Source organism: Saprospira sp. CCB-QB6 (assembly GCF_028464065.1).
Classification (GTDB): domain Bacteria; phylum Bacteroidota; class Bacteroidia; order Chitinophagales; family Saprospiraceae; genus Saprospira.
Map to the genome: position 1 here is coordinate 2,226,232 of NZ_CP116808.1, position 26,574 is coordinate 2,252,805.

General features: G+C 44.9%; 22 protein-coding genes and 5 tRNA genes. 22 read left to right on the top strand and 5 right to left on the bottom strand.

Annotated features, from left to right (window positions below; translation table 11 throughout):
- Window positions 1–74: 74 nt before the first annotated feature.
- Window positions 75–3,035 (bottom strand): M16 family metallopeptidase, encoded by a 2,961-nt coding sequence (locus PPO43_RS08660; RefSeq protein WP_272616896.1) that lies wholly within the window; start codon window positions 3,033–3,035, stop codon window positions 75–77.
- Window positions 3,036–3,590: 555 nt separating this feature from the next.
- On the opposite strand from PPO43_RS08660, the gene PPO43_RS08665 reads away from it, so the two are divergent.
- From PPO43_RS08665 to PPO43_RS08690, 6 genes are all read left to right on the top strand, one after another.
- Window positions 3,591–4,178 (top strand): RNA polymerase sigma factor, encoded by a 588-nt coding sequence (locus tag PPO43_RS08665; protein ID WP_272616898.1) that lies wholly within the window; start codon window positions 3,591–3,593, stop codon window positions 4,176–4,178.
- 41 nt (window positions 4,179–4,219) lie between these two features.
- Entirely contained in the window at window positions 4,220–4,999 is a 780-nt protein-coding gene (locus PPO43_RS08670; RefSeq protein WP_272616900.1) for a hypothetical protein, read from the top strand.
- Between the two features lie 284 nt (window positions 5,000–5,283).
- Window positions 5,284–6,996 carry an ABC transporter ATP-binding protein gene (locus tag PPO43_RS08675; RefSeq protein ID WP_272616902.1) on the top strand — a complete coding sequence of 571 codons (1,713 nt, stop codon included), beginning with the start codon at window positions 5,284–5,286 and terminating at the stop codon, window positions 6,994–6,996.
- Window positions 6,997–7,010: 14 nt separating this feature from the next.
- On the top strand, window positions 7,011–8,162 hold the full coding sequence (locus PPO43_RS08680) for a hypothetical protein (RefSeq protein ID WP_272616904.1): 1,152 nt from the start codon (window positions 7,011–7,013) through the stop codon (window positions 8,160–8,162).
- 304 nt (window positions 8,163–8,466) lie between these two features.
- On the top strand, window positions 8,467–9,003 hold the full coding sequence (locus PPO43_RS08685; protein ID WP_272616906.1) for a DUF1697 domain-containing protein: 537 nt from the start codon (window positions 8,467–8,469) through the stop codon (window positions 9,001–9,003).
- Entirely contained in the window at window positions 8,993–10,885 is a 1,893-nt protein-coding gene (locus PPO43_RS08690) for a TaqI-like C-terminal specificity domain-containing protein (protein ID WP_272616908.1), read from the top strand. The genes PPO43_RS08685 and PPO43_RS08690 overlap by 11 nt, the downstream gene beginning before the upstream one ends.
- Before the next feature lie 286 nt (window positions 10,886–11,171).
- On the opposite strand, the gene PPO43_RS08695 is transcribed toward PPO43_RS08690, so the two are convergent.
- The 4 genes from PPO43_RS08695 to PPO43_RS08710 form a co-directional block, all read right to left on the bottom strand.
- Entirely contained in the window at window positions 11,172–11,801 is a 630-nt protein-coding gene (locus PPO43_RS08695) for a DUF4290 domain-containing protein (protein WP_272616910.1), read from the bottom strand.
- Window positions 11,802–12,036: 235 nt separating this feature from the next.
- Window positions 12,037–13,893: a glutamine--fructose-6-phosphate transaminase (isomerizing) gene (gene glmS / locus PPO43_RS08700; RefSeq protein WP_272616912.1), complete on the bottom strand. Its 1,857-nt coding sequence runs from the start codon at window positions 13,891–13,893 to the stop codon at window positions 12,037–12,039.
- Between the two features lie 3 nt (window positions 13,894–13,896).
- On the bottom strand, window positions 13,897–15,186 hold the full coding sequence (locus tag PPO43_RS08705; RefSeq protein WP_272616914.1) for a DUF4270 family protein: 1,290 nt from the start codon (window positions 15,184–15,186) through the stop codon (window positions 13,897–13,899).
- Between the two features lie 423 nt (window positions 15,187–15,609).
- Window positions 15,610–16,425, bottom strand: coding sequence for a glycogen/starch synthase (locus PPO43_RS08710; RefSeq protein WP_272616916.1), 816 nt, complete (start codon window positions 16,423–16,425; stop codon window positions 15,610–15,612).
- Window positions 16,426–16,588: 163 nt separating this feature from the next.
- On the opposite strand from PPO43_RS08710, the gene panC reads away from it, so the two are divergent.
- The 16 genes from panC (at window position 16,589) to rplA (ending at window position 26,537) form a co-directional block, all read left to right on the top strand.
- A complete protein-coding gene (gene panC, locus PPO43_RS08715) occupies window positions 16,589–17,443 on the top strand; it encodes a pantoate--beta-alanine ligase (RefSeq protein WP_272616917.1) in 855 nt (284 codons plus the stop codon).
- A gap of 44 nt (window positions 17,444–17,487) precedes the next feature.
- The gene (locus PPO43_RS08720; protein WP_272616919.1) at window positions 17,488–18,117 is read left to right on the top strand and encodes an inorganic pyrophosphatase; all 630 of its coding nucleotides are present in this window, start codon (window positions 17,488–17,490) and stop codon (window positions 18,115–18,117) included.
- Between the two features lie 13 nt (window positions 18,118–18,130).
- Window positions 18,131–18,523, top strand: coding sequence for a hypothetical protein (locus PPO43_RS08725; RefSeq protein ID WP_272616921.1), 393 nt, complete (start codon window positions 18,131–18,133; stop codon window positions 18,521–18,523).
- A 425-nt stretch (window positions 18,524–18,948) separates the two neighbouring features.
- Window positions 18,949–20,856, top strand: coding sequence for an asparagine synthase (glutamine-hydrolyzing) (asnB, locus tag PPO43_RS08730; protein ID WP_272616923.1), 1,908 nt, complete (start codon window positions 18,949–18,951; stop codon window positions 20,854–20,856).
- A 12-nt stretch (window positions 20,857–20,868) separates the two neighbouring features.
- On the top strand, window positions 20,869–21,672 hold the full coding sequence (kdsA, locus tag PPO43_RS08735) for a 3-deoxy-8-phosphooctulonate synthase (RefSeq protein ID WP_272616925.1): 804 nt from the start codon (window positions 20,869–20,871) through the stop codon (window positions 21,670–21,672).
- A gap of 526 nt (window positions 21,673–22,198) precedes the next feature.
- Window positions 22,199–22,501, top strand: coding sequence for a ribosome hibernation-promoting factor, HPF/YfiA family (hpf, locus tag PPO43_RS08740; protein ID WP_272616927.1), 303 nt, complete (start codon window positions 22,199–22,201; stop codon window positions 22,499–22,501).
- A gap of 168 nt (window positions 22,502–22,669) precedes the next feature.
- A tRNA-Thr gene (locus PPO43_RS08745) sits at window positions 22,670–22,746 on the top strand.
- A 21-nt stretch (window positions 22,747–22,767) separates the two neighbouring features.
- Window positions 22,768–22,850, top strand: a tRNA-Tyr gene (locus PPO43_RS08750).
- A gap of 27 nt (window positions 22,851–22,877) precedes the next feature.
- Window positions 22,878–22,950: transfer RNA gene (locus PPO43_RS08755), tRNA-Gly, on the top strand.
- A 48-nt stretch (window positions 22,951–22,998) separates the two neighbouring features.
- Window positions 22,999–23,073, top strand: a tRNA-Thr gene (locus PPO43_RS08760).
- 102 nt (window positions 23,074–23,175) lie between these two features.
- Window positions 23,176–24,363 carry an elongation factor Tu gene (gene tuf, locus PPO43_RS08765; RefSeq protein WP_272616929.1) on the top strand — a complete coding sequence of 396 codons (1,188 nt, stop codon included), beginning with the start codon at window positions 23,176–23,178 and terminating at the stop codon, window positions 24,361–24,363.
- Window positions 24,364–24,419: 56 nt separating this feature from the next.
- Window positions 24,420–24,492, top strand: a tRNA-Trp gene (locus PPO43_RS08770).
- A 24-nt stretch (window positions 24,493–24,516) separates the two neighbouring features.
- Window positions 24,517–24,711 (top strand): preprotein translocase subunit SecE, encoded by a 195-nt coding sequence (secE, locus tag PPO43_RS08775; RefSeq protein ID WP_015692648.1) that lies wholly within the window; start codon window positions 24,517–24,519, stop codon window positions 24,709–24,711.
- Between the two features lie 56 nt (window positions 24,712–24,767).
- Window positions 24,768–25,310: a transcription termination/antitermination protein NusG gene (gene nusG, locus PPO43_RS08780; RefSeq protein ID WP_272616933.1), complete on the top strand. Its 543-nt coding sequence runs from the start codon at window positions 24,768–24,770 to the stop codon at window positions 25,308–25,310.
- Between the two features lie 2 nt (window positions 25,311–25,312).
- The gene (gene rplK, locus PPO43_RS08785) at window positions 25,313–25,771 is read left to right on the top strand and encodes a 50S ribosomal protein L11 (protein WP_272616935.1); all 459 of its coding nucleotides are present in this window, start codon (window positions 25,313–25,315) and stop codon (window positions 25,769–25,771) included.
- 73 nt (window positions 25,772–25,844) lie between these two features.
- Window positions 25,845–26,537, top strand: coding sequence for a 50S ribosomal protein L1 (rplA, locus tag PPO43_RS08790; RefSeq protein WP_272616937.1), 693 nt, complete (start codon window positions 25,845–25,847; stop codon window positions 26,535–26,537).
- Window positions 26,538–26,574 lie beyond the last annotated feature (37 nt).

A 26,574-nucleotide genomic window follows, 5' to 3' on the forward strand; every position in this document is an offset into this window, starting at 1 on the left:
GATTGGGGTGTTATAGAAAAAGGTCTAACCCCTCTCTGGGTTAGACCTTTAGTGTAAAGTAGGAATAAAAAAGATTAAGGGCGTTCTGGAACGCTTTCTTTTTCGGGTTTGATGGTCAGGATCAGTGCTTTTTCGATATCGGCATATTGGTTAATGGCCTTTTTGATATCCTCTGCTTTGAGTTCCTCGATCATTTTTTCTTTATTGAAAATGCTCAAGGGGTTTTCATTGAAGCGGTACTTATTGAGTAGTTGACCGAGCCAGAAGCGGTTCTCTTTAAGGTTAGTTTCTAGGCCGCGGCGTTTAGTTTCGCGGACCTTTTCGAGATTTTCCTCAGAGGGGCCATCTTTTTGGAGTTTGGCTACTTCTTCTTTAACGGCTTCTACAAGGACCTCCACATCTTCGGGGGCGCATTGGAAGAAGACAATAATTTGGCTACTTCCGTTGGGTTCGCGGCTCATGCCACCGCCGACGAATGGGCTATACACGCCACCTTTATCTTCGCGTAGGTTTTCGCGGACCATGATGCTAAGGACGCTAATAGCGGCATCTAATTTAAAGGCTTCTTGGGCAGACCATTCCACCTCTTGGGCGAAAGAGAGAATTACATTGGATTGAGGGGCGAGGCCTTTTTTAAGGTTTTTGGTCATTCCTTCTGTGGGGAATTTCACCTCAGGATCGCGATAATTCTCTTTGCGGTTTGTGCTAGGGAGGCTAGCGATATATTGCTCCACCTGTCCTTTAATGTCTTCGGGTTTAAAGTTACCGACGAGGACAAAAGTAAAATCGCTAAAATCGGCAAAGCGCTCCTTATAAATCTCGTGTGCGCGTTTCATATCGATGCTGCGGATTTGCTCCTCAGAAAGGATACCTTGGCGGCGCGGGTGATTTTGGCTAAGGGCTTTTTGGTATTCGTTGAAGAAATACTGTTGAGGGTTAGAGAGGGCATTGCGGCTTTGTTCTACAGCTTCTTCGAGGAAAGCTTTATAGGCTTTTTCATCTAGGCGGCTTTGCGTAGCGTAGAGATAAAGCAATTTGAGCATAGTTTCGAAATCGGCGGTAGAAGAGCGGCCAGAGAAGCCCTCGCTAAGTTCGCTGATATAGGGGCTAAGGCTTACCGTTTTGGCGGTCAATTTTTTCTCTAGGGCGATGCGGTCAAATTGGCCAACGCCAGAGCGGTCTACCAATTCGGCGGCGCTAGAGGCGCTAAGGAAATCCTTGAGGTCATAGATAGAGTGTCCACCAGGGCTATAAGCTTGCAGCATAATTTGGTCGCCTTCAAAGTCGGTAGGTTTCAAGATCACTTTGGCCCCGTTAGAGAGGGTCCATTCTGTGATATTGAGTTCTTTTTCGGTTACTTCTTTTTGGGTGGTCACCTTACCTGCGGTGGGGACTTTTTCGAGCAGAGGTAGATCGAGGAATTTATCCTTATAGGCTTCTACTTCAATCTTTTCGCTTTCGGCTAGAAGTTCGCGGATGCGGTCTTCAGTAGGGATTTTGAGGCCTTCTTTTTCGGGGGCAGTAAGGATAGCCGTACGGTTTTCCTTAGTGATCCAAGCTTTGGGCAGGGCGTTCATTTCCTTGAGCTTAATGCTAGGGAGAAACTCCTTAACCAATTGTAGTTCCTTTTCGATGCCGAATAGGGGGGCATCTTGGAGGAAGTGGCTCACGCATTCGCCAGCGATAGAGGCAGAGGTCACCTTATCGCGTTTGCGGTAGGCTTGTTCTACATAATTGAGATATTCGGCTTTAGCGCGTTCTAGTTCTGTATCGGTAAAGCCGTGTTCTAGTACGCGTTTTTGTTCGCGTAGGACCAGGGTGATAGCCTCTTCGATACTATTTTCTTTGGCGCCAGCTTGGATAAAGTAGGCATCGCAATTACGCACATAATTTCCGTAGCCAGATCCTGCGTAGAGGAAGGGGGCTTTGGGGTCTTGGCTTAGCTCATCGTAGCGAGCATTAAGCATGATATTATAGAGTTGGTGCGTAATAGAGGTCCGGAAATCATCCAGTGTTTTGATGCTTTTTGGGGCATGTTTGTGGATCATTTGGAAGCTTACGTTAGTGGCTTCTTTATCGGTAGCTACAGCGACGAAAGTTTCTTTATGTCCGGGGACCTCGAAGAGTTTTTTTGCTTTAGGTTTTTCGGGATTCTCCATTTTGGAGAAATTCGTTTTGATTTTGGCTTCGATCTCGTCAAGGTCAATATCGCCAACAACGATAAGCGCCATAAGGTCGGGGCGGTACCAATCTTTGTAGAAGGTTGTGAGCCGCTCATAGGGAGCGTTTTGGATCACGTCCGTTGTTCCGATAGGCAGACGATCGGCATAGCGAGAGTTGTAGAATAGTTTGGGCCAGTAGACTTGACGCATACGTTCGTTGGCGCCAAGGCGGGTTCTCCATTCAGAGAGGATAACCCCTCTTTCTTTATCAATTTCTTCTTCTTCGAAAGAAACGGCAGAGGCCCAATCTTGCATAACGACTAGTCCTTTATCTACAAGGCCTTCCTTATCGGTAGGTAATTGGAGCATATAGACTGTTTCATCGAAAGAGGTATAGGCGTTAAGGTCGGCGCCGAAGCGCACCCCTGTTTTTTCGAGGAAGTCGACCAATTCATTCTTTTTAAAATTGGCGGTACCGTTAAAGCACATATGTTCTACAAAGTGGGCTAGGCCTCTTTGGCTCTCTTCCTCTTGCATAGAGCCTGCATCAATAGCTAGGCGCAGTTCGATGCGGTTTTCGGGTTTAGCATTTTTACGGAGGTAGTAGCGCATACCATTTTCGAGCTGGCCGGTACGGATACTTTCGTCAAAGGGAAGGGCTGCTTCCATACCACTTGCTTTTTCTTCAACAGTAGTGGTATTAGCAGAGATACCGCCCAGTCCGCTCAAGGGAGAGCTTGTATCTTTGGCTGGGCTATTTTGTTGCTCGTCATTAGAGGAGAGACCACCTTTTACTTTAGTAGAAGTTTTGCAGGCGGCTACTCCCATGAGCAACAAGCCTAGGGCAAAGGCCCATTGCTTTAGCTTCATCATGAGATATATCGATTAAGAAATGAAATGTATGTATTTAATGGTTGTATTTTACTGTACGTTCTAAGCAAAAATAAAATTTGAAATTAGAAACTGAATTTTTTTCGACTGATATGCCTTTATAGGCCATAAAAACAGTTAAATTTAGTTTTTGCTATTTTGTATTAAGGCCTCTAATGAATTAACTGTCCTTTGTTTGAGTGCTGAGGGGGGGCTGCGCTGTGCTAATTCTTAATTTACCTCAGTGCTGCTATGCTGTCAAAAAATGCTTGGAAACAGCCCAAAATTATTATTTAGGCGTTTTAAGAGCGTCATTTTTTAATGAGTTTGAGTGGACTGAAGTATTTTTATATTGTTTTCAACAGATAAAGGACGAAGAGTGGGGGACGATAATCCTTTAATTTTTATGAGTTACCATCAAGGATTTTTCTTTTTGTGCAAAACACTTTGATTTAGATTATTGATAATGAGTGTTTTGAGACTATAGAGGCTAGAGAGAAGAGAAAGGAGTAATTTTTTTTGAATTTTGAGGTAACAAAAACCAAAATTTTGGCATAAATGTCTAAAGATCTAAGTTTAGAGAACACACTTGAGGAGATTCGGCTTGGGAACAACAGAGTAATCAAGCAGGTCTATCAGGATAATAGAGCCGGATTTATTTCTTGGGCTTGTAAGCATTTTCAACAAAGCGAAGAGCAGGTAAATGAGCTTTATCATGAGTCTTTTCTCGTTTTTGTAGATAATCTACGCAAAGGCAAATTAACCACTTTGAATTGTAAAATAAGTACTTATCTGGCAGGGGTTTCTAAGCTCCTTCGGAAGGAAGAATTTCGCAATAAGAAGAGAGAAAAATCATCAACAAAAGATGAAGTTTTCTGGGAAAAAAATGAGGCTATTGTTGTCGATACTTCTGTCTTGGACCATTATGAGGATGAGCATCGTAAAAAAGCGGTAAGGAGTTTACTTAAAAAAATTAGTCCTTCTTGCCAGAAGTTGCTTGCCCTTATTTTTTATAAAAACTATCAGCTTCCTGAAATTGTGGAAATTATGGAATACTCTGATGAGCGTGTAGCGCGCAAACGAAAATCTGTTTGCTTGAAGCAGCTTAGGGAGATTGCCAGAACATTTGAGGATAAGCTTCACTAGCTGCTAGCCCCCCTAATGCTAGTAGAAAAAATTTCCCCAAAATGATCACAGAAGAAAGAAAGTTAGAGTTACTAGAAAAAATGGCGCTTAAACATGCCATGAGTAGTCAAGAGCGTGAATTAGCTCACCAGTTAACAAAAACAGAATTTAGAGAGGAGTATGAAGACTATAAAATGCTCTTTCAAGGATTAGATGGTTTAGCCGCAGAGAGTCTTATTGCCGATATGAAAAAATGGGATGAAGAGGCGCCCAAAGTAGTGTTGAATACATCTGCTAAAACAGTTCGCTTCTTGTCTAATTTTAGGCTTTGGCATGCTGCTGCAAGTATATTCTTAGTTTTTGGCTTAGGTTATGGTATGCATCAATTATTTCCTTCAGAGGACCGATATTTCTCTGCATTAGAGGCTGTTCCTTTGTATACTGTAACTCGGGGTGATGCTGTAGACGTTAATCAGACTTTTGTAGTTAATGAATATGCTAAAGGAAACTATAAACTCATTATGCAAGAAATGGGAGGATTTGCTTTAGAAGATTTACAAACGAAAGATGCCAAACTGCAATTGATTTTTTCTTTTAGTAGTCTCAAAACAGGCCAAGAATTGGAAAAGGCTGAGGCTTTGCTCCTCTCTTTTCCTGAAGATGAAGAGAAACCCCGTTTACATCAGCTAAAAGACTTCCAACTCTTTTTATTGAGTTATCGCTTGGGTAAGGAAGAGGTTATGGATCGTTTAGGCAAAAAAATATTGAGTAATCAACGGCATGAGCACTATCATCAAGTTAAAGAGTTCTATGAGAAAAAAGGTCTTGGGTTACCTCAATAAAAAGTGTTAGTGATGAATACACCTAAATAGAATTCAACTGGCTGGTCCTATCGTGGGGCTGGCCTTTTTTGTTGGGGCATATTGGCTTAGCGATGCGAAGGGGGGCGGCGAAGCCGCAGACCAAGGGCAGAACGAAGTGAAGCCCGCAGGGCCGAGCAGACCTGCGAGCCCCGAAGCGTAGCGGCGGCCGACCGAAGGGAGGGAAAGCCCCAAAAAATCTAAAAAATAAGTTTGTTTAACTTAGATAACAACCGTAAGTTAAGCAATAAAATTAGTTGCATATTATGGCCATTTTGTTAGAGTATAAAGGCTTGACGATTGATTTTCAGCAGGGAGAGGGCCCTGCTGTTCGGGCAGTAGACCAGCTGAGTTTTCAGTTGCGTTCTGGAGAGTTATTGGGAATTGTGGGGGAGTCGGGCTCTGGAAAATCTGTGAGTTGTTTAGCGGCTTTGCGACTTTTGGCTCGGCCAGCAGCGCAGTATATTTCAGGGCAAATTATTTATCGAAAAGGGGAGCAGGAGTTGGACCTATTGCAGCTTAAGGATGCAGATATGCGCAAAGTGAGGGGAAAGGAAATTGCAATGATTTTTCAGGAACCAATGAGTTCGCTTAATCCTGTATTGTCTTGTGGTGAGCAGCTAGTAGAAGCGATTCCTAGAGAAGAAAAAAAGAATCCTCAGCAAGCGAAGGCTAGAGCTTTGGCTTTGTTAGAAAAGGTGCGTTTAGCGGATAGCGAGCGTATTTTTTCGGCTTATCCACATCAGCTTTCTGGTGGTCAAAAGCAGCGAGTGATGATTGCGATGGCCTTAGCTGGCCGGCCTAAAATATTGATTGCAGATGAACCGACTACGGCCCTAGATGTATCCGTGCAAAAGTCTATTCTCGAACTTATTAAGCAGTTGCAAAAGGAGCTAGATATGGCGGTGATTTTTGTAACGCATGATTTGGCCGTATTAGCAGAAATTGCGGATCGGGTTTTGGTGATGTATCAGGCAAAACGAATGGAAGAGGGGCCTATTGAGGAAATTTACCAGTCTCCCAAATCGCCATATACTCGAAGTTTACTGGCCTGTCATCCCCCCTTAGATACTTGGCTTAATCGCTTGCCCACAGTGCCTGATTTTATGGGAGATGCGCCCAAGTATAGCTCGGCCCAAGCTGCCCGAAAGGCTTTGGCTAAGCCTGTACCTGTTTATCAGCCGCCAGAAGGAAAGCCGCTTTTGGAGGTGGAGAACCTAAGCACCTATTTTCCTAAAGAGCGGAATTTTTTTGGGCAGCCAAAGAGCTATCTCAAGGCGGTAGATGGCGTTTCTTTTTCGCTTTATCCTGGAGAGGTTTTAGGCCTAGTTGGGGAGTCGGGCTCAGGCAAAACTACTTTGGGGCGTAGCTTATTGCGATTACAAGCTTGTCAAGCGGACAAACTCTGTTTTGATGGGCATGACCTACTAAATCTATCGCCTCAAAAGTTGCGTAAACTTCGACCGCAAATGCAAATTATTTTTCAAGATCCTTTGGCAGCACTTAATCCTAGGCAAAAAATAGGACAGGCTATTGAAGAGCCCATGCGATTACATGGTATTTTGCCCTCAAAGTTGGAACGTCGAAAACGAGTAGAAGAATTACTAGAACAAGTCGGTTTATCTGCCGATCAATACAGTCGCTATCCTCATGAGTTTTCTGGTGGGCAACGACAGCGAATTTGTATTGCCAGAGCCTTGGCCTTGCGTCCCCGCCTCATCGTTTGTGATGAGTCCGTTTCGGCTTTGGATGTATCGGTTCAAGCTCAGGTCCTTAATTTATTACTCGACCTCAAAGAACAGTATGGACTAAGCTATATCTTTATTTCCCACGATCTTTCGGTGGTCAAATTTATGGCCGATCGCCTTATCGTAATGCAAAATGGCCAGATTGTAGAGAGAGGTAGCAGTCAACAAATTTATGAAACCCCCAAAGAAGTTTATACACAAGAACTCATTGCCGCCATTCCAAAAGGCTAGCTAAATTTTAAAAAATGATTGAACTGATCGCTCAGCCACCTTACCCACCTAATGCAGTAAAGTCTAAATGTAATAATTGGGCCTACGATTTAAGTGAGGATGAACACTGGCAGATTGCAGACGAGTTTATTGATGCCCATTCTGGCCTTTGCGTTCTTGTACTAGCGGGCCTTAGTCGTCCCTTACCCACCAAGATTTATCTCATAAACCCCAACCCAATAGAATTGCTTCAGGCCGAAGACTGGCGCCCTTTGTTTGATTATGAAGCTAAGGAAATGCAAGATCCCAAAGGACAGTTCATTTTGAAAATTCAACGAATTTGGTCCCAAGATGGAGATTATTATAAAGAAGAACTCTTCGAATTGCCCGAAAAAAAGCTGCTGACGCAACGAAAACGCTTAGCTTTTGAAGAGAAACAAGCCGAAAGCTTACTCCTCAAACAACTGCGTAAGGTACGCCTACAAAAAGAGTCCCTCAGAAAACTCAATCTAGATGAACTTTGGCAAAAACAACAAGCCAAAATAGCGCAGACTCCCGAGTTGTTGTTGCTGAGCTATGTAGACGAAGCTAATGCCATTTTTCGACTCTGGGCTAAAAAAGGCGAACTACAACTGCATGATGAAGAGGGACAAACTATCCAAGAATTTGAAAACTTGACCGACTTTTGGTGGTTCTGGAACGCCGCAGGCCTCTTTTTCCTCTATTATCGCCCCTGCCATCATTGCCTAGATTATATCGAACGTCCACTGCCTTTGAGCAAATGGATCGTTGAATTAGGGAACCAACTCCGCCGCAGCCAAAGCTTACACAGTAGCGACTATTTTCTCCTTCAACAATGGGAAAATCTCTGCTATGATCCCATCTTATCCCCCAATTGCTTTGAACAATTTTGCCCAACTTGCGGAAGCGAAATGCCCTATAATCCCCGATACCCCAAAAGAATTTGCGAAAAATGCCAAACTAAAGCCAAAAACGAATTTGGCCAATCCCTTCGCTTCTATAACCAAGGCCTAACAGGCGGCTTACTCCTAGAAACCCTGAGCGAAACAGGAGAAGTGCTAAACAGAGACCAAGGCCGAAGCCAATATCACTGCTATATCAATAACCAACTTTGCCTGCTACATGAAGGTCGATTTGGTGGACTCATTGTACGCCTGCTCGATTAAATTATTCCCTTTTTGGGGCCCGCGGCCGGCTAGGCTTTGCCTAGGTCGGCCGCCGCTATGCTGCGCGGCTCGCAGGTCTGCTCGGCCCTGCGCGGGCTTCGCCCGCTGGGTCTGGCCTACGGCCACCGCTGCGCAGCGCTGGGCCAAATAACGCCCAGCCGAAATAGAAAATTCAAGCAAAGGCCTAAAAAAATTAGGTAGAATCAAAAAACAATTAATATATTGCCGACCGCAGTTAACTGACTGATAATAAAAAAGTTATGCCACCTGTGTAATTAATTGAGAATTAATAAATTAGCAAGCATTGAAGAGCTATATCGTCTTTCTAAGAGGAATCAATGTCGGCGGCAAACGCAAACTTCCAATGAAGTTGCTCCAAAGCTGGTTAGCCGAAATCGGAAAATATGAAGCCGTCAAAAGCTATTTGCAAACCGGAAATATTTTGCTCAAAACTGAAGCAAAATCACCCCAAGCACTAGAAACCGAACTAGAAGAATTGCTCCAAAGCAAAATGCAAGACGCCCCCGCTGTTCTGGCCCGAACCGTAGAAGATTATATTTCTGCTATAGAAAATCGGCCATTTCAAGAACAGGCCTTAGAAAAATCTTATCTTTGTCTTCTCAAATCTGCTGATTATCAGGGGCAGCAACAGCCCGGCGATGAAGTAGAAGAATGGGAGTGGCGAAAAGGAATGTTATTTCTCTATTACCCCAATGGCTACGGCCGCTCAAAACGAGCCAACAACTATTGGGAACGACAACTGAAAATGCCCTGTAGTAGCCGCAACTATAAAACTTGTCTACATTTACTCGCCTTAGCCAAAAGCACTTATGTTGATTAGCAAACAAGAGTTGAGTTCTTCCCTTGGCGTCTGTAACTCAACCATTAGCAACTGGATTAGAACCGGATTATTGCCCGATTACCAAAAGGGCCAAGAAGGATATAGCCCCAGAACGATAGAGGAAATCATGAGCCAAATACAAGCCACAAACAAACTGAGAAGTAGAGTGAACCGCAGCCATAAACACGAATTGCAAATCGTAACCGGAACCCTAAGCTATGCTGAAAGTAAGCTTCTGGTCGAATGGCTACTCCAACTCTCCGAACGCCATCAGCTTTCGGTGGATGCCCTCATGTGCTGCCTCTCGCTCAAAGCCCTAGATGATGCCGAACTGATCGAAATGGATTGGGCCAATAGCCAACTCTACTCTACCTCAGAAGAGTTTACCCACTTTCTACAAACTTGGCTAGACGAACAAACCCTGCCCAAAAATTTAGCCCCCCTCCAAAGAGATCTACTCGGCCTTAGTGTGCCCGAAAAAGAACCCGACTTTATGGGGGTGATCTACGAATCTATGCGCAGCCTAAGCGAAAAAGCAAAGTTGGGCGCTTTTTTTACTCCCCCCGAATTAGTAGAGGATATCGTGCTGCCCGCTAGCGCTAGCGTCCTCGACCCCTGTAGCGGAACAGGAACTATTTTACTGCATGTGCTGGACCGTGCTCATGCTCCTTCCCTTATCCACCTCCGTGATGTAGATAGCCTCGCACTCCGCATCGCTAAGGTGAATTTTGCCCTCTTTTTTCAACGAATTGACGACTTAGTCCATACCGAAGTAATGGATGTTCTAGAAGAACAACCCCAAGAACGCTTCGACTATATTATTACGAACCCACCCTGGGGCGCCAAATTGGATAAAAAACGCAAGAAGGAATTGCGCAAAACTTATCCCGAACTCAAAAGCCCAGAGTCTTTCAGTATCGCCCTTTTTAACGCCTTACGCAAGCTCAAAAGAGGAAGCCAACCCGGCATCCGCCAAGATAGCCGCCTGATTTTTATCTTACCCGAATCACTACTCTATGTAGATGCCCATAAAGGCATCCGCGAAATCCTCTTCGAACGCCAATACAAAATTGCAATTCGCTTTTTTGGTAAAGCCTTTAAAGGGGTTATGTCTAGCGTGATTCGCCTAGAACTCCAAAGAGGAAACCGCCAACTCCAACTCGAAAGAGAGGGCCAGTCTATGGATATCCCCTTTGAACTCCTCGCCCAAAATTATTTCCGCCCACCAGCCCTAGAAACTAAGGCAGAACTCCAAATTCTTCAAAAGATTTTGGACCGCCCGTTCTTTACGCTGGCCCAAGGCGATAGCACTTTTGGCTTGGGAATCGTTACCGGAAATAATAAGGCCCACCTTCAAAATGAACCTGGCCCTGGCCTCGAACCCATTTATACCGGCAAAGAATTACAACCCTTTGCCTTTGATGCCCCCCGCAAGTTCATCCGCTTTGAACCCGCAAAATTGCAGCAGGTGGCCCCCCTTCAACTATACCGCCAACCCAAAATTTGCTACCGCTTTATTTCTAAAGAACTTAAGGTTGTAGCCGATTTTAAAGGGAGCTTGCTCCTCAATAGTATCAATTTTATTGTGCCCGATCGCCGCCTGTCTATTAAGGCCCTTTGCGCATTTCTCAACTCGCCTGTGGCTAGTTTTCTCTATCAACGACTCTTTAATTCTATCAAGGTTTTACGTCGCCAAATAGAACATTTTCCTATCCCACAAGCATTCAAAGAGTATAGCCCCGCCCTAGAAAATCTACACGATTGGCAGGTGGAAGGCAATGAAGGCCGCTGGGAATTACATGTACTCACCGCCAAAATGTATGGCCTAGATGACCTAGAAACAGAGGTCCTCTGGAAAACTATGGGCGGAGAAGATCTTTAAGCTTTTTTGGGGCTGCCCCTTCCGCCGAGTTGAAAGCCAGCGCAAAGCGGTATCGCTTTGCGAAGCAATACAAAATGAGGGCTAAACCCCTCATGAGTTATCGGTCGGGTCGGGCTGTGTCGCAGCTCGCTGATCGCTCGGCCCTGCGGCGCTTGCAGCGCCTGGGTCTGCCGCCTGCGGCGGCCCTGCTGTCCATCCCTCAGCCTGCGGCGGCTTCGCCGCCTGTAGGACCTAAAAAGGGCCTCGCTAGATCTAGCGAGGCCCTTTGCTATTTCGGCCTTTGGCCTTATCGGCGGTTGTTATATTGCCTTTTGTTGTTATAGTTATTGTTCTTCTTATAATAATTATTGCGGCGATACTTCGGCTTGAGGAAATCCAAATAGGTTTTGGGCGAAATACTGAGTTTTCCCTCACTTAGTCGATCTAACTCCTCAGCAATGAGCTCATTGGTGGCATGTCCTTGATTGAATTTATTGTAGGCCTGCTTCATAAAAGCCGCAATAATTCGGGTAAACTCTGCTTTTTTCTCTTCATCCTCCATCGCTATGGCTTTCTCAATCATTTGAGGAATGCCGCGGCCATATTGACGATAGCGGAGGTTACTCTCTGGATAGGGGATAGGATCGGGTTTGATCTTTTCCTTTTTGCGCGGAACCTCTTCAGGAATATTGACATCTAGCTCATAGTTGCAAATTTGTAGAATATGCGACCAAATTTTGATGCGATAATCATCAGTACTTCTTTGTGGATCGGGATACATATTGATAATGAGTTTAACAATATGCTCAATAGCGGCCTGTCTCTCTTCCGCATCTTCAATAGCTTTGGCGTAGAGAATCATGGCTTGCATATTTCGGCCAAATTCACGAACAAGGATAGGATCTTTTTCGGTATGATAAGTAGAATGATGTTGCATAAATAGTGTTGTGTGAACAAACGAAAGCAAGGGACCAAATAGGTCCTTTGCAGTAGAATGGGGCGGCGAAGCCGCCACGGCCTTAGGCCGAATGGACTAGCGATCTGCAGCAGGGCCGCCATAGGCGGCAGACCTAGGCAGCTTTGCTGCCGCAGGGCCGAGCGAATAGCGAGCTGCGAAAGGTAGCGCCCGCAGCCCCTCTGATAAGGGCTGCGGGAGGCCCCAAAAAATGGAACTATTCTACAGTAACAGATTTTGCAAGGTTGCGGGGCTGGTCTACATTACAATCGCGCAAAATGGCAATATGATAAGCCAACAATTGGAGTGGAATTACAGAAAGCAGGGGAGATAGGGGCTCCTCGGTATCTGGAATTTCAATGGCATAATCGACCAATTTCTCAATGGCTTGATCACCTTCTTTGATAATGGCGATGACTTTCCCTTTGCGGGCCTTAACCTCTTGGATATTGCTAATGACCTTTTCGCGGGTGCTGTCATTGGAAGCCACCACAATTACGGGCATATTTTCATCGATTAGGGCGATAGGACCGTGCTTCATTTCGGCAGCGGGATAGCCCTCAGCGTGAATATAAGAAATTTCTTTGAGTTTGAGAGCGCCTTCTAGGGCCACGGGGAAATTGTAGCCACGACCTAGATAAAGGGCGTTATTGGCATCTTTAATTTCTTGGGCCACATATTTGATTTTGGCGTCATTTTGTAGCAGGCTTTCCACTTTAGCGGGGATATTTTCCAGTTCATTGAGCAGTTGGAAAAAGTAAGAGCTAGAGATCGTCCCCTTCTTACGGGCCAATTGGAGGGCCATCAGCGTAAGCAATACGAGTTGGCCCGTAAAAGCTTTGGTAGAGGCCACGCCGATTTCTGGACCAGCATGGATATAAGAGCCGGCATCTGTCATTCGTGCAATCGAAGAGCCCACCACATTACAAATACCGTAGAGCAGGGCATCGCGATCGCGGGCCAATTCTAGAGCGGCAATAGTATCGGCAGTTTCTCCAGATTGAGAAATGGCCAAAACGATATCTGTATTTTTGATAATGGGGTTGCGGTAGCGGAACTCCGAGGCGTATTCTACCTCAGTGGGAATTCGGGCCAAGTCTTCAAAAAGATGTTCGCCAATCAGGCCAGCAATCCAAGAAGTACCACAGGCGGCAATAATAATGCGATCGGCATTGATAAAGCGATTTTCAAATTCGCTGATTCCGCCCAAAGTAATAATGCCTTGTTTGGCATTGATGCGGCCGCGCATAGCGTCGGCAATAGTTTTGGGTTGTTGGTAAATCTCTTTGAGCATATAGTGGTCAAAACCGCCCTTCTCGATGGTATCAATTTCCATTTCGAGATATTGGATAAAAGGCGTTTGGATTTCGTTGCCAATTGTTTTGATCACAAACTCGCCATTATCACGAGCAATGAGAATTTCCTCATCATTAAGGTAGACCACATTCTTGGTATATTCTACAATAGGAGAGGCATCAGAGGCGATAAAAAACTCTCCAGATTCGCCTAATCCGAGAACCATAGGGCTGCCTTTTCGGGCCGCAATAATGCGGTCGGGAGCCGTTTTATCAATAATGACGATAGCATAGGCGCCAATAACTCGGCTAAGAGACATTCGTACAGCTTCTTCAATAGAAACAGCTTCTTTTTTCTGAATCTCTTCGATCAGGTGAATAAGAATCTCCGTATCTGTTTCAGATTCAAACTCGTGTCCTTCTCGCTCTAGCGCAAGGCGGAGACTATCGTAGTTTTCAATAATACCGTTGTGAATGATGGCCAATTGTTTGTTGCCAGAAACATGAGGGTGAGCATTGATATGATTCGGCGCACCATGTGTAGCCCAACGCGTATGTCCAATACCAATATTTGCCTTGGTATTTTTTCCTTGGGTAAAATCAAGCAGTTCTTTGACCTTTCCCTGCCGTTTATAAACCTTAATATCGGTTTCCCCTTCTTCAGGATTAAAAAGAGCAACGCCAGCGCTATCATAGCCACGATATTCTAGACGTTGGAGCCCTTTAATAAGGATAGGGAAAGCCTGACGCTCTCCAATGTAGGCAACAATTCCACACATAGTTTAATCGATTTTGGTGTAGGTTAAGAAGAGTTTGGCCTGAAGGCTGTTCGCCTGCCCATTTCCAATACGCATACGCTCTGTATCAGTAACTGCAGCTGTTTGAATATATACGGCTGCTTCTTCTGTCTCTTGATCAACAATACGTTGTAGGTATTCAGAAAGGTTCATCGCAAAATACGCTTGATTGTCATCATACTGTATGAGTCCCCCAAAAAGGCGGAAAGGATCGCTGGGATTGCGATTAACAGAGCTGGTTACATCATCAATAAGAAGGTAACCATCAGAGCTTGTTTTCTCTAAACAAAAAAGTTGATCTGGGGCTAAAAAGTTTCGATCTTGCTCTTCAGCTACTTGTATGACTAATTCCGCTTTGTTCACAATAATAGCGCCTAAGTTAGCCAAATGCGGGAAGGCAAGGCGTACGCCTACCCCATTCATTCCTTGTAGGTAAACGATACTGTCTGTACTATTATTTTGAAGAATTCCCGTATTGCTATAGTCATGGCTAATATTCAATACCGATTCTGCATCATCGTCCATTAGGTATTCATAGCTTTGAGCTACCCCCGCAGAGTCCGTGTAATAGAGCGTTAGTTTAGAATAAGCACTTTCTGATAGGAAACGAAGCATTGCAGATTGCTGCCCATTTGTTTTGGGGCGAATATAAACCCCCTTAAACGCTTCTTTAAATACACTGTTACTGCTGTAAATTGCCGAATCTGGCTGCATGAGATATTGGCCCAAAGAATCAGCCAAACGAATCCGAAGCTGAGGCGAACGAGCCGCATCATCTACACTAACAGGCTCGTTGACCTTGGGCGTAAAACTGAAGTCAGCCAATAAGTCACCCGTCAAAAAATTAACATCAGAAGCGTAACTTTCATCCGGATCAAGATCTTCCAATAAACGATAAACCTGCCATTCCTGAACACCCAATTGACTAATATTTCCCCCATAATGCCCAACTGAATCATAGGCCAAACTAAGCACTAAAGAATCAAAAATGGCATCGGGAAAACTCGCATTGCTGCTCGTTAAACGAAAATTAGCATAAATACCTGCAGTCGACTTTCCAAAAATAGGATCTACATAACTCCCACAAATCCAACGCGTCCGTGCCGAACTAATCAAAGGATCAGTCAATACCGTCTGCATATCTAAACTTAATGTATCGGTATACATAATATCAGCAGGATCTTGCTCTACCAAAGAAAGACCTAATTCACTAGGTTTGCTACAGGCAGCAATAAGAAGGAGGCTGCTCCAAAAAAAGAGGGTTCTAATTTGCATAAACATTTAGAGTACAAGGCCCATGTCGGGCGGTGATTCAATGCTAGAGAGGCCAAAGCCAGAAAGCGGTCACAAAGGTACAAAATAGTCTTTAGCTTTCTCTAGCTTTTATATAACTGGACGGCTTATTGCGATCAATTAACTGATTTTTAGGGGCTTTCCCTCCCTTCGGTCGGGCCGCTCCCCTACACAGCTCGCTCTTCGCTCGGCCCTGCGGCAGCAAAGCTGCCTTGGTCTGCCGCTGCGCGGCACTGTTGCGGGCAGCTAAGCCTGCGGCGGCTCCGCCGCCTGTAGAACGCCAAAAGGACCAGTTCCCCCTTAGCAACGCCCCCAAAACAAAAAGTGTGGGGCCAAAAACAAAAAAAGCGCTTATCAACATATTGATAAGCGCTTTTTATAAGTCGACTTGGCTCAAAGAAAATACTAAGCGTTCTCTTCTACCGGATTAAGCAATTCTTGGAAGAAATCCCATTGCTTGCCCCAAGCATCTGCATCTTTTTCTACCCCACAGCAAAAACTAGCTTTTCCACTTTCTGTCATCAAATCTTCAGGAGCAGTAAAGGCATCCGCATAAGCAATCGCTCCCGCATTAAGGTCCAACTGACCAGCAGGCATATAAGCCGCTTGCTCCGCCTCACTCAACTGATTGTCTGTAGCTACCTTTACAAATTGCTCCGATAGAGCCGTCTGTATCGTCTCATCTACAGGATAAGCCGAATAAACTAATTGGCTATCTTGGAAAATAGGCTCGTTCTTATAATGATTCTTAAGGTAAGAAGGCAACAAACTGCTCATCCAACCATGACAATGAATAAGGTCAGGTGCCCAACCAAATTTCTTTACCGTCTCAATTACTCCCTTACAAAAGAAGGTCATACGGCTCATGTTATCCTCAAAAGGCTGCTCGTCTTTGTCCAAAAACAATTGCTTGCGCTTGAAAAAGTCATCATTATCCAAAAAATATACCTGCATACGAGTACCAGGCAAAGAGGCTACTTTAATTAATAGAGGGTAGTCTTCATCACTGACGTTAATGTTCATGCCAGATAGACGGACCACCTCGTGCAAACGGTGGCGACGCTCGTTAATCAAACCATATCGAGGCATCAAGATGCGCAGTTCCGCACCCTGCTCCTGAATGTATTGAGTGTACTGACGAGCAATATCCGCAATCTCCGACGCAGTTGTGTAGGGCTTGAACGCCTGGCTCACAACCAAGATTCTTTTTTTATCAGCCATAGACCTTATATGTATATAGTTAAAAGAAAATTTTCTTTGAAATCGAGTTCAAAGCGTTTGCAAAATTACAAAAAAAAACCGACTTTTCCGAATTTATTAGCAGATTCCTATCCTTCAAGCGCTTTGTACATAGGAGTTTGTAAGTTTTTTAAGCAAGAGAATTATGCTGGTTTGTAAAAGTCGATCTGCCTTGCAAGCAGCTCTAAACAGTTGGAAGGCCGCAAATAAAAGTTGGGGCTTTGTTCCCACTATGGGCGCTCTGCACCAAGGACACCTTAGCCTGCTCCAACAAGCCAAAGAAGAACAAGACCTAACTATTTGTTCTATCTTTGTCAATCCCACCCAATTCAACGATCCAAAAGATCTAGAAGCTTATCCCCGCCCCATAGAAAAAGATATTGCCGCCCTAGAATCTATTGGTTGCGATCTCCTTTTTTTACCCCCTGTAGAAGAGGTCTATCCCAGCAATTGGCAAGCACCTGTCGTTCCCTTAGATGGCCTTGATCTACCCATGGAAGGCGCACAGCGCCCCGGCCACTTTAAAGGTGTGGTAGAAGTAGTCTACCGCCTACTAGAACTCTGCCAACCTAAAGCCCTCTATATGGGCCAAAAAGATTTTCAACAGTACGCTATTGTCGGCAAAATGATCAGAGAACTGCAATTGCCTGTAGATTTGCACTGTGCTCCTATTGTCCGCGAAAAAGATGGCCTAGCCATGAGCTCCCGAAATATACGCCTTAGCCCCCAAGGCCGAGCCCTCGCCCCAGCCCTTTACCAATCTCTACAAGCTATGCAATCCGCTAGCGAACAAGAAAATGAAGCCCAAAATCTGCTCCACCAAGCCCAAAAAAGCTTGCAAGCAGCAGGCATCCAAGAAATTGACTATTTCGAAATTGTAGATGGCTATAATTTGCAGCCCCTAAAGTCCCTAGAAAATACTAACTTTGCGGTGGCCTGCGCTACTATCCGTATTGATGGTGTGCGCCTGCTCGATAACCAAATTCTGAAGAAAATTTAATTTGTGGCCCAGCCACAAGGCAATTATTATAACTTATAGAGAAAATGAAATACAAAGCCCACCCATGGCATGGCATCTCTGCCGGTAAGAAAGCTCCCAAATTGGTTACCTGCTTTATCGAAGTAGTACCCGGAGACGAAATGAAGTATGAAGTAGATAAGGAAAGCGGCTATCTCATGATCGACCGCCCCAATAAGTTTTCTAATATTCTGCCCGCCCTATACGGCTTTATTCCTCAAACTTATTCTGCCGAAGCTTGCGCCAATTATTGCATGAAGCAATCTGGCCTAAGCAATATTGAAGGCGATGGCGATCCCATCGATATCGTGGTCCTCACTGACCGCAAAGTCCCTCATGGCGATCTCCTCCTAGAAGCTATTCCCGTAGGCGGTTTCCGCATGATTGACGGCGGCGAAGCCGATGACAAAATTGTTGCCGTCCTTAAAGGAGACTCTACTTATGGCGATATTAAGGAGATGAGCGATCTACCCGAAAAACTCATCAAACGCATCAAACATTATTTCCTCACCTATAAGGAGCATCCCGATACCCTGGGCAAACAAGCCCCTAAGGTGGAAATTACCCAGGAATATGGCCAAGAAGAAGCTTTTGAAGTGATCAAAGCCGGCCAAAAAGATTATCTCACGCACTATGGCCAAAAAGAAATGGCCTAAAATTAATAGCAGCATGCAAGATTTTTTTGTTCCAAATGATATCCTTCGCGTATTCAGAGGCCTCTACCCCAATGTAGACCTCTGCAAAGTGGAATGGAGCTGGGAAGTGCCTGGCAAAATCTATGAAGCCGATTTTGAACTTAATGGCCATGAATATGAGGTGGAAATTACTGTAACGGGCCACCACCTCCTTACCGAAATTGAAGGTCCCGAAGCACCAAAATCAATCTTGGATATCCTCGCCGAACTCTATCCAGAGCATAGCGTTGATGCCTGCACTTGGGTGCATTACAGCAATGGCGATCTTAGCTTTGAGTTTGAACTCACTTCTACCAAAAATGGTCGCGAGTTTGAAGTGCATCTCCGCGAAGATGGCCAGTTCCTACTCGAAGGAATCGACCTCTAAATTTTTTAGCCTCTTTTAGATGGATTTGGGGCCTGCGGCCAAGCCAGGCATTGCCTGGCTTGGCCGCCGCTATGCTGCGCCGCTCGCAAGCCTGCTCGGCCCTGCAGCCGCCTTCGGCGGCTTGGGTCTGGCCCTTCGGGCCACGGCTGCGCAGCGCTAGGCCAACAGCCGCTCGGCCTTTTCTTTTGCTAAAAGAGGCTATTTTTTACCCCAATTTTAGAATGTTTTGGACCAATTTTAGGTCAGACAGGCGGCGAAGCCGCCGCAGGCTTAGGGATGGATAGCAGTGGCCGCCGAAGGCGGCAGACCCAAGCTTTTTGAGCGCAGCGAAAAAGCCTGCAGGGCCGAGCAGACCTGCGAGCTGCGGCACAGCCCGACCCGAGCAAAGCGAAGGGGAAGCCCCAAAAAAATAGCCCCTTATATATATGTGTAGACTTAGCGGATTTTGGGATTTTTCTAGCCCTACTTATGACCCTCAGGCGGTCCTGCAAAAGATGCGAGATAGCTTGGAACATGGTGGTCCCGATTATGGCGGCGCTTTTTTAGATGCCGAAACAGGACTAGCCCTAGGCCATCGTCGCTTGTCTATTATTGATTTGAGCCCAGCAGGCAACCAGCCGCTATGTTATAAAGAGAAGGCCCTGATTTTTAATGGCGAGATTTATAATTATCAGGAAATTCGCAAGGAATTAGAGCTTTTGGGCCGTGCTTTTCAAACAGAATCGGATACAGAGGTGCTTTTTCAGGCCCTAGAAGAATGGGGAGAGGCAGCCGTAAACCGCTTTCATGGTATGTTTGCCTTTGCGGTTTGGGACAAGGTCAATAAGGAGCTATTAATTTGCCGAGATCGTTTGGGGGTAAAGCCGCTCTACTATTATTATCAAGATGGGCTCTTTTTGTTTGCCTCGGAGCTCAAAGCTTTCCATCAACATCCTCGTTTTCGCAAAGAAATTTCGCCTCAGGCGGTTTCGCTCTATTTGCAACAGGGCTATATTCCTGCGCCCTATTGCATTTTTAAGGGTTGCCAAAAGTTAAAAGGAGGACATTTTTTGAAGCTCAACCAAAAAGGCGAGCTGCAAACTTATCCGTATTGGTCTTTGGCCGAGCGCTATGCGGCGGCGGAAATTCCGGATGCCTCAGAAGCGGAACTCAAATCGGCTTTGGAGAAAGAGCTGCGAAAATCATTTGCTTTGCGGATGGTGGCTGATGTGCCCGTGGGCGTATTTTTGTCGGGTGGAGTAGATTCTTCGATTGTGGCGGCTTTGCTACAAGATCAATCGGCCCAACAGCTGCGCACGTTTACCATTGGTTTTAAGGATAAAGAATATAATGAGGCCAATCAGGCCAAGGCCGTGGCGGAGCATATTGGCAGCCAACATGAAGAGCTCTATTGTGGGCCAGAAGATTTTGAGCAATTGATTCCCAATTGGGCCGAACTATATGATGAACCTTTTGGCGATAGCTCAGGTATCCCCACTTATTTGGTGGCCCAAATGGCCAAGCAATCGGTCAAAGTGAGTCTTTCGGCTGATGGTGGCGATGAACTTTTTGGCGGCTACACTAAATATGAGATTTGCCAACGCTTTTATCCGAAAATAAAGAAATTGGGCCCAATTCGCCCTTTGGCAGCAGCATTAATGGGCCAAATTAACCCCTTTTGGTTAGAGCGCAATGCCAGTAAATTGCCCATTCTCAAAGGCTATAAAAATATTAGCAACAAATGGCCGAAATTGGTGGCCGCTTTGGGCGCCAAAGATCAAGAGGCTTTTTTCCATCAATCTTCCTCTTATATTTCGCCCGAAAAGCATCAGGCTTTATTTGGATCCCCCACGCCTCGCTATCAAGGAGAGCTCAAGCCTCAAGCGGGACGCTATATTGGGTATTTGGGCAGTTTAGATTTGCTCACTTACCTAGAAGGCGATATTATGGTTAAGGTGGATCGGGCAACCATGGCTGTAGCATTGGAGGGCCGAGAGCCTTTATTGGACCATCAACTACTCGATTTTGCGCTTTCTTTGCCCGATGAGCTGAAAATTCGTTCGGGCCAAGGAAAATATTTGTTGCGACAGCTTTTGTATGATTATGTCCCCAAAGAGTTAATTGAACGCCCCAAGCAGGGATTTTCTATCCCCATTGAGCAATGGCTGCGCGGCTTACTCCGCCCCGATCTAGAGGCTTTGGCCCAAGATAAAGCCTTTGCCGATTGCTTTGGGCTGCAACAAACGGTCTTACAACATATTTTGCGGCAGTTTTTAGACCGCAAAGCTTATATCAACCCTCATTTCATCTGGTTCTTGTATGTGCTTCGGCAATGGTACAAGCGCTGGTTCTAAATTATTACTACAATGATTGATTATCATAAAATTGGCGAGCGCTTGCTTTTGATTGCAGGCCCTTGCGTGATCGAATCTAAAGAATTACTGCAGGAAGTAGCCACAGAGTTGGTTCGCTTGCAAGAGAAATATCCCGTACAAATTGTCTTTAAGGCTTCTTTTGATAAGGCCAATCGCAGCTCAATTGGCTCTTTTCGTGGCCCAGGCCTAGAAAAAGGCTTGCAGATGCTAGCCGAAATCAAAGAGGAGTTTGGTCTGCCCCTCCTTAGCGATATTCATTTGCCTAGCCAAGCTGCTCCCGCTGCGGAAGTACTCGACATTTTGCAAATTCCGGCTTTCCTCTGCCGCCAAACCGATTTGTTGGTTGCCGCCGCCGAAACCAATAAAATTGTCAATGTCAAAAAGGCTCAGTTTCTTTCTGGTCCCGATATGAAACATGTGCTCGGCAAACTAGAGGCTGCTGGCAATAAACAGTTGTTGCTAACGGAGCGAGGAACTTCTTTTGGCTACAATAATTTGGTGGTGGATTATACCGGCATCTTAGAAATGCAAGATTTAGGCTATCCCGTGGTCATGGATGCCACCCATTCGGTTCAAAAACCTGGCGCAGCTAATGGCAAAAGTGGCGGAAATGGCGCTTATGCTCCCTATATGGCCAAGGCTGCAGCCGCTATTGGGGTCGGCGCTTTTTTCATCGAAACCCATCCCAATCCTAGCCAAGCCTTATCCGATGGGCCCAATATGGTCCCTCTAGCTGAGCTAGAAACGCTTTTGCAGCAACTTTTGGCTTTGCATCAACTCGTGCAAACTTTTTAAAGTCATCTATATAATAGAGTAGGAGAGGGGCAAATGCTCCTCTTTTTCTATTTGGGGCCTTGGCCTCGCTACGCTCGTCGGCGCTACGTTTATTCCCTTCGGTCATCGAACTGCGGTCTAAAGACCTTGTTGTCGCAGCTCGCTGTTGTTTTGGGGCCTCCTGCCTGCGGCAGGCGCTACGTTTCGCAGCTCGCAGGTCTGCTCGGCCCTGCGGCGCTTGCAGCGCCTTGGTCTGGCCTAACGGCCACTGCTATCCATCCCTAAGCCTGCGGCGGCTTCGCCGCCTGTCTACCGCAAAATAAGTTAATCTTCGCCTACTCAAATCGCAATGACTTGATAATAAGTGGCTAAAGGACCAAAGTAAACTAAAAGGAAACTTATTGTTAAAATAAAGAGAGTAAAATTTGGAAAATCCTGATTGAATTTGCAACTTTCAATAGCCGAAAGGCCGTAAAAGGAAGCAAAAGAAGTTGGTTTCAAAAGGGAGCCACCTTTTTCATTATAAACTTTGAAAATAGAAACGCCTATGGATATCAGATCGCAATCAATTCACTTTGATGCAGACGTCAAGTTGTTAGACTTTATTGACAAAAAGGTAGGCAAATTGAGTACGTTTTTGGACCGTATCGTCAGTGCTGATGTTATCATGAAGCTCGAAAAAACGGGACAAGTTCAGGATAAGGTCGTTGAGATTAAATTAAATGTACCTGGAAACATACTTTTAGCTAAAGAAACTTGCAAAAGTTTTGAAGAAGCTATAGATTTGTGCGCCGAATCGCTAAGGCGTCAGCTGTTGAAGTATAAAGGCAAGGTTTTAGACCGCCACTAAAAAAAACTTCACTTTTTTTTTGAAAAAGTTTTGAAATACAAAAATAGCTGCTATATTTGCATGCGCTTCTGAGGGAGTGCTGCTTTAAAAAAAAGCGACAAGAAAAAAAGTTTCTTGATAAATTTTGATACTTAAGTTTTTTAACTTATATTTGCATCTCGAAAAGAAGCCGGCATAGCTCAGTTGGCCAGAGCACGTGATTTGTAATCTCGGGGTCGTGGGTTCGAATCCCTCTGCCGGCTCCATTTTTTCTTTTCAAGATGTTTGGGGATGCGCCGAAGTTGGAGAGTCGGGGCAGACTGTAAATCTGTTGCTTATAGCTGAGGGGGTTCGAGTCCCTCCATCCCCACAGATTTTAATGATTACACAGTATCAAGCGGGAGTAGCTCAGTTGGTAGAGCATTAGCCTTCCAAGCTAACGGTCGCGGGTTCGAGTCTCGTCTCCCGCTCTACAGACGAAAAGGGAGTTAGTTCCCTTTTTGTCTTTTTTATGACAAGCCAACGTAGCTCAGGGGTAGAGCACTTCCTTGGTAAGGAAGAGGTCGTGAGTTCAAATCTCATCGTTGGCTCCAGTCTCTGTGTAAATAACGCGGTTGGGGGTGTATTTAATTCATCTTAGCCGAGTTTACGAGTAAGTTATATATTTATAAAATCATTTAACACCTATTTAAACAATGGCTAAGGATACGTTTGTTCGCACCAAGCCCCACGTGAATATTGGTACTATCGGACACGTGGATCACGGTAAAACTACTCTTACTGCTGCAATTACCACTGTTTTGTCTGACAAAGGTACTGCAGAGAAGAAAGACTACTCTTCTATTGACTCAGCTCCTGAGGAAAAAGAGCGTGGTATTACTATTAACACTGCTCACGTAGAGTATGAAACTGACAACCGTCACTACGCTCACGTAGACTGTCCCGGTCACGCCGACTATGTGAAAAACATGGTTACTGGTGCTGCCCAAATGGACGGTGCTATCCTAGTAGTAGCTGCTACTGATGGTCCTATGCCTCAAACTCGCGAGCACATCTTGTTGGCTCGTCAGGTAGGTGTACCTCAGATCGTAGTTTTCATGAACAAGGTTGACCTTGTTGATGATGAGGAAATGCTAGAATTAGTAGAAATGGAAGTTCGCGAATTGTTGAGCTCATATGAGTTTGATGGCGATAACATTTCTGTTATTCAAGGTTCTGCTTTGAAAGCTCTTGAGGGAGATGCTGAAGGCGTTGCTGCTATCGAAGCTTTGATGGCTGCTGTTGATGCTGAAATTCCTGAGCCCGAGCGTGCTGTAGATAAGCCTTTCTTGATGCCTATCGAGGATGTATTCTCTATCACAGGTCGTGGAACTGTTGCTACTGGTCGTATTGAGCGCGGTGTAGTAAACGTTGGTGAAGCTGTAGAAATCATCGGTCTACAAGAAGAAAAATTGACTTCTACTGTAACTGGAGTAGAGATGTTCCGTAAGATCCTAGATCGCGGTGAAGCTGGTGATAACGCTGGTATCCTTCTCCGTGGTGTAGATAAAAAAGCGCTTAAGCGTGGTATGGTTATCTGTAAGCCTGGTTCTGTAACTCCTCACACTAAGTTCAAATGTGAAGTATACGTACTTTCTAAGGACGAGGGTGGACGTCACAAGCCTTTCTTCAACGGATACCGTCCTCAGTTCTACTTCCGCACGACTGACGTTACTGGATCTATCTCTCTTCCTGAGAACGTAGAAATGGTAATGCCTGGTGATAACTTGACACTAACTGTTGAGTTGATTGCTCCTATCGCTATGGAAAAAGGTCTTCGTTTCGCTATCCGTGAAGGTGGACGTACTGTAGGTGCTGGTCAGGTTACTGAAATCATCGAGTAAGAATAACTTACTTTGAATATACAAAGTTGGGTGCTAAAAGCACCCAACTTTTATACACGGGTGTGGCTCAATTGGTAGAGCAGCGGTCTCCAAAACCGCAGGTTGGGGGTTCGAGTCCCTCCGCCCGTGCAAAATCCTTAAATAGGAGGCAAAATGAATGATATCGTACAATATTTCCGCGACAGTTATAATGAGCTGAAGCATAAGGTGACTTGGCCAGCATGGAACGAGTTAGAACAAACCACTGTGGTAGTAATTGTTGCCTCCATTCTTTTGGCATTGCTATTATATGGTATGGACAAACTTGTAGTCTTTGTTCTGGAAGTCTTTTATAGCCTCGGTGGCTAGCTTAGATTTATCCTTAGGAAAAGCTACGACTACAAATCAAGAGAATTAAAGCTGTCATGTCTACAAATTGGTATTGCCTTAGAGTAATTTCAAATAAAGAACGAAAAATCAAAGAGCGTTTAGATGCGCATATTGAACGTTCTAACTGGAGGGAGATTGTCCCCCACATTATTGTTCCCACTGAAAAAATTTATAAGATCCGCAATGGAAAGAAAGTAATTCAGGAACGTACATTAACTCCTGGTTACATTATGGTAGAAGCGGATCCACATCGTTTTACTGTTGAAATCATCCAAGCTATTGCTAATAGCAAGGATGTTATTCATTTTTTGGGCCGAGATAATCCAGAGCCTATGAAAGAGCATGAAGTAAAACGAATGCTTTCTCAGGTAGATTCTTCAGAGGAAGAAGGTGAGTCACTAGCAGATCCATTTATTATTGGAGAGGATGTAAAAGTGATTGAAGGACCATTCCAAAACTTTATTGGTACTATCCAAGAAGTGAATGAAGAGAAGAAAAAGCTAAAGCTAATTATTAAAGTCTTTGGCCGGGGAACAGAAGTTGAATTGAATTTTATGCAAGTTGAAAAACAATCTTAATAATGGCGAAAGAAGTCGAAACCCTCATTAAATTGCAGGTGAAAGGCGGACAAGCCAACCCAGCTCCTCCCGTAGGTCCCGCTTTAGGTGCCAAAGGAGTGAACATCATGGAGTTCTGCAAGCGTTTTAATGCAGAAACCCAAGATAAAATGGGCCAAGTTTGTCCTGTGATTATCACAGTCTTCAAAGACAAGTCCTTTACATTTGTAATTAAAACAGCCCCTGCTGCTGTTCAGCTAAAAGAGGCCGCTGGCCTTAAGGGTAAGCCCGGTTCTTCACAGCCCAACTTGATGAAAGTTGGATCTGTAACATGGGACCAAGTCCGTGCAATCGCAGAAGACAAAATGGCTGACCTTAACTGCTTCACAGTAGAATCAGGTATGCGCATGGTCGCAGGTACTGCTCGCTCTATGGGTCTTACAGTAGAAGGCACCGCACCCTGGGAAGAGGCTCAGGCGTAAGCAGTAAACAAAATTATTTAAGTCTCTATTTGAACCTCTAAGTAGAGATAACTATTCAAACACAATTTATCAAATGGCTCGATTGAGTAAGAAAAAAGCCGAAGCGCTTAAAAAAGTTGATGCCGAAAAATTGTACACACTAGAGGAAGCAATGACACTTCTCCAAGAAGTGAACTATGCGAAGTTTAATGCTTCTGTAGATTTGCACATCAGACTCGGGGTTGACCCTCGTAAAGCTGATCAGAATCTACGAGGTACCATCTCTCTCCCTAACGGTACAGGTAAAGAAAAGAAGGTTCTTGTTTTCTGTACACCTGATAAAGAACAGGAGGCTCTAGAGGCGGGCGCAGACTACGCTGGTTTACAGGAATACATCACTAAAATCCAAGAAGGTTGGACCGATGTTGATGTAGTAGTGGCAATGCCTAGTGTGATGGCTCAAGTAGGTCGTTTAGGTCGTGTTCTAGGTCCCCGTGGCCTCATGCCTAACCCTAAAACAGGAACTGTAACACCTAATGTTGGTGATGCTGTTCGCGAAATTAAAAAAGGAAAGACCTCCTTCCGGGTAGATAAGTACGGTATCGTTCACACTTCTGTTGGACGCGTAGAATTTCAACCCAATCAACTTGTAGAAAATGCTCAAGAAGTAATCGAAACCCTTTCTCGCATGAAGCCTTCTTCTGCAAAAGGTACTTACTTCAAAAGCATTACTGTGGCCTCTACTATGAGCCCCGGTATCAAAATCGACCCTAAGTCGGCTCGATAATTTAAATTCAACTATTGGTAAGGTCTTTAAAATAGCA

Bases quoted from the DNA above. Each gene is read 5' to 3' on its own strand.
- PPO43_RS08660 (WP_272616896.1), bottom strand. From the start codon at position 3,035: ATGATGAAGCTAAAGCAATGGGCCTTTGCCCTAGGCTTGTTGCTCATG.
- tuf (WP_272616929.1), top strand. From the start codon at position 23,176: ATGGCTAAGGATACGTTTGTTCGCACCAAGCCCCACGTGAATATTGGT.
- PPO43_RS08665 (WP_272616898.1), top strand. From the start codon at position 3,591: ATGTCTAAAGATCTAAGTTTAGAGAACACACTTGAGGAGATTCGGCTT.
- rplA (WP_272616937.1), top strand. From the start codon at position 25,845: ATGGCTCGATTGAGTAAGAAAAAAGCCGAAGCGCTTAAAAAAGTTGAT.
- PPO43_RS08720 (WP_272616919.1), top strand. From the start codon at position 17,488: ATGAAATACAAAGCCCACCCATGGCATGGCATCTCTGCCGGTAAGAAA.
- panC (WP_272616917.1), top strand. From the start codon at position 16,589: ATGCTGGTTTGTAAAAGTCGATCTGCCTTGCAAGCAGCTCTAAACAGT.
- PPO43_RS08705 (WP_272616914.1), bottom strand. From the start codon at position 15,186: ATGCAAATTAGAACCCTCTTTTTTTGGAGCAGCCTCCTTCTTATTGCT.
- PPO43_RS08680 (WP_272616904.1), top strand. From the start codon at position 7,011: ATGATTGAACTGATCGCTCAGCCACCTTACCCACCTAATGCAGTAAAG.
- hpf (WP_272616927.1), top strand. From the start codon at position 22,199: ATGGATATCAGATCGCAATCAATTCACTTTGATGCAGACGTCAAGTTG.
- PPO43_RS08725 (WP_272616921.1), top strand. From the start codon at position 18,131: ATGCAAGATTTTTTTGTTCCAAATGATATCCTTCGCGTATTCAGAGGC.
- rplK (WP_272616935.1), top strand. From the start codon at position 25,313: ATGGCGAAAGAAGTCGAAACCCTCATTAAATTGCAGGTGAAAGGCGGA.
- PPO43_RS08710 (WP_272616916.1), bottom strand. From the start codon at position 16,425: ATGGCTGATAAAAAAAGAATCTTGGTTGTGAGCCAGGCGTTCAAGCCC.
- PPO43_RS08690 (WP_272616908.1), top strand. From the start codon at position 8,993: ATGTTGATTAGCAAACAAGAGTTGAGTTCTTCCCTTGGCGTCTGTAAC.
- PPO43_RS08675 (WP_272616902.1), top strand. From the start codon at position 5,284: ATGGCCATTTTGTTAGAGTATAAAGGCTTGACGATTGATTTTCAGCAG.
- PPO43_RS08670 (WP_272616900.1), top strand. From the start codon at position 4,220: ATGATCACAGAAGAAAGAAAGTTAGAGTTACTAGAAAAAATGGCGCTT.
- asnB (WP_272616923.1), top strand. From the start codon at position 18,949: ATGTGTAGACTTAGCGGATTTTGGGATTTTTCTAGCCCTACTTATGAC.
- kdsA (WP_272616925.1), top strand. From the start codon at position 20,869: ATGATTGATTATCATAAAATTGGCGAGCGCTTGCTTTTGATTGCAGGC.
- secE (WP_015692648.1), top strand. From the start codon at position 24,517: ATGAATGATATCGTACAATATTTCCGCGACAGTTATAATGAGCTGAAG.
- nusG (WP_272616933.1), top strand. From the start codon at position 24,768: ATGTCTACAAATTGGTATTGCCTTAGAGTAATTTCAAATAAAGAACGA.
- glmS (WP_272616912.1), bottom strand. From the start codon at position 13,893: ATGTGTGGAATTGTTGCCTACATTGGAGAGCGTCAGGCTTTCCCTATC.
- PPO43_RS08695 (WP_272616910.1), bottom strand. From the start codon at position 11,801: ATGCAACATCATTCTACTTATCATACCGAAAAAGATCCTATCCTTGTT.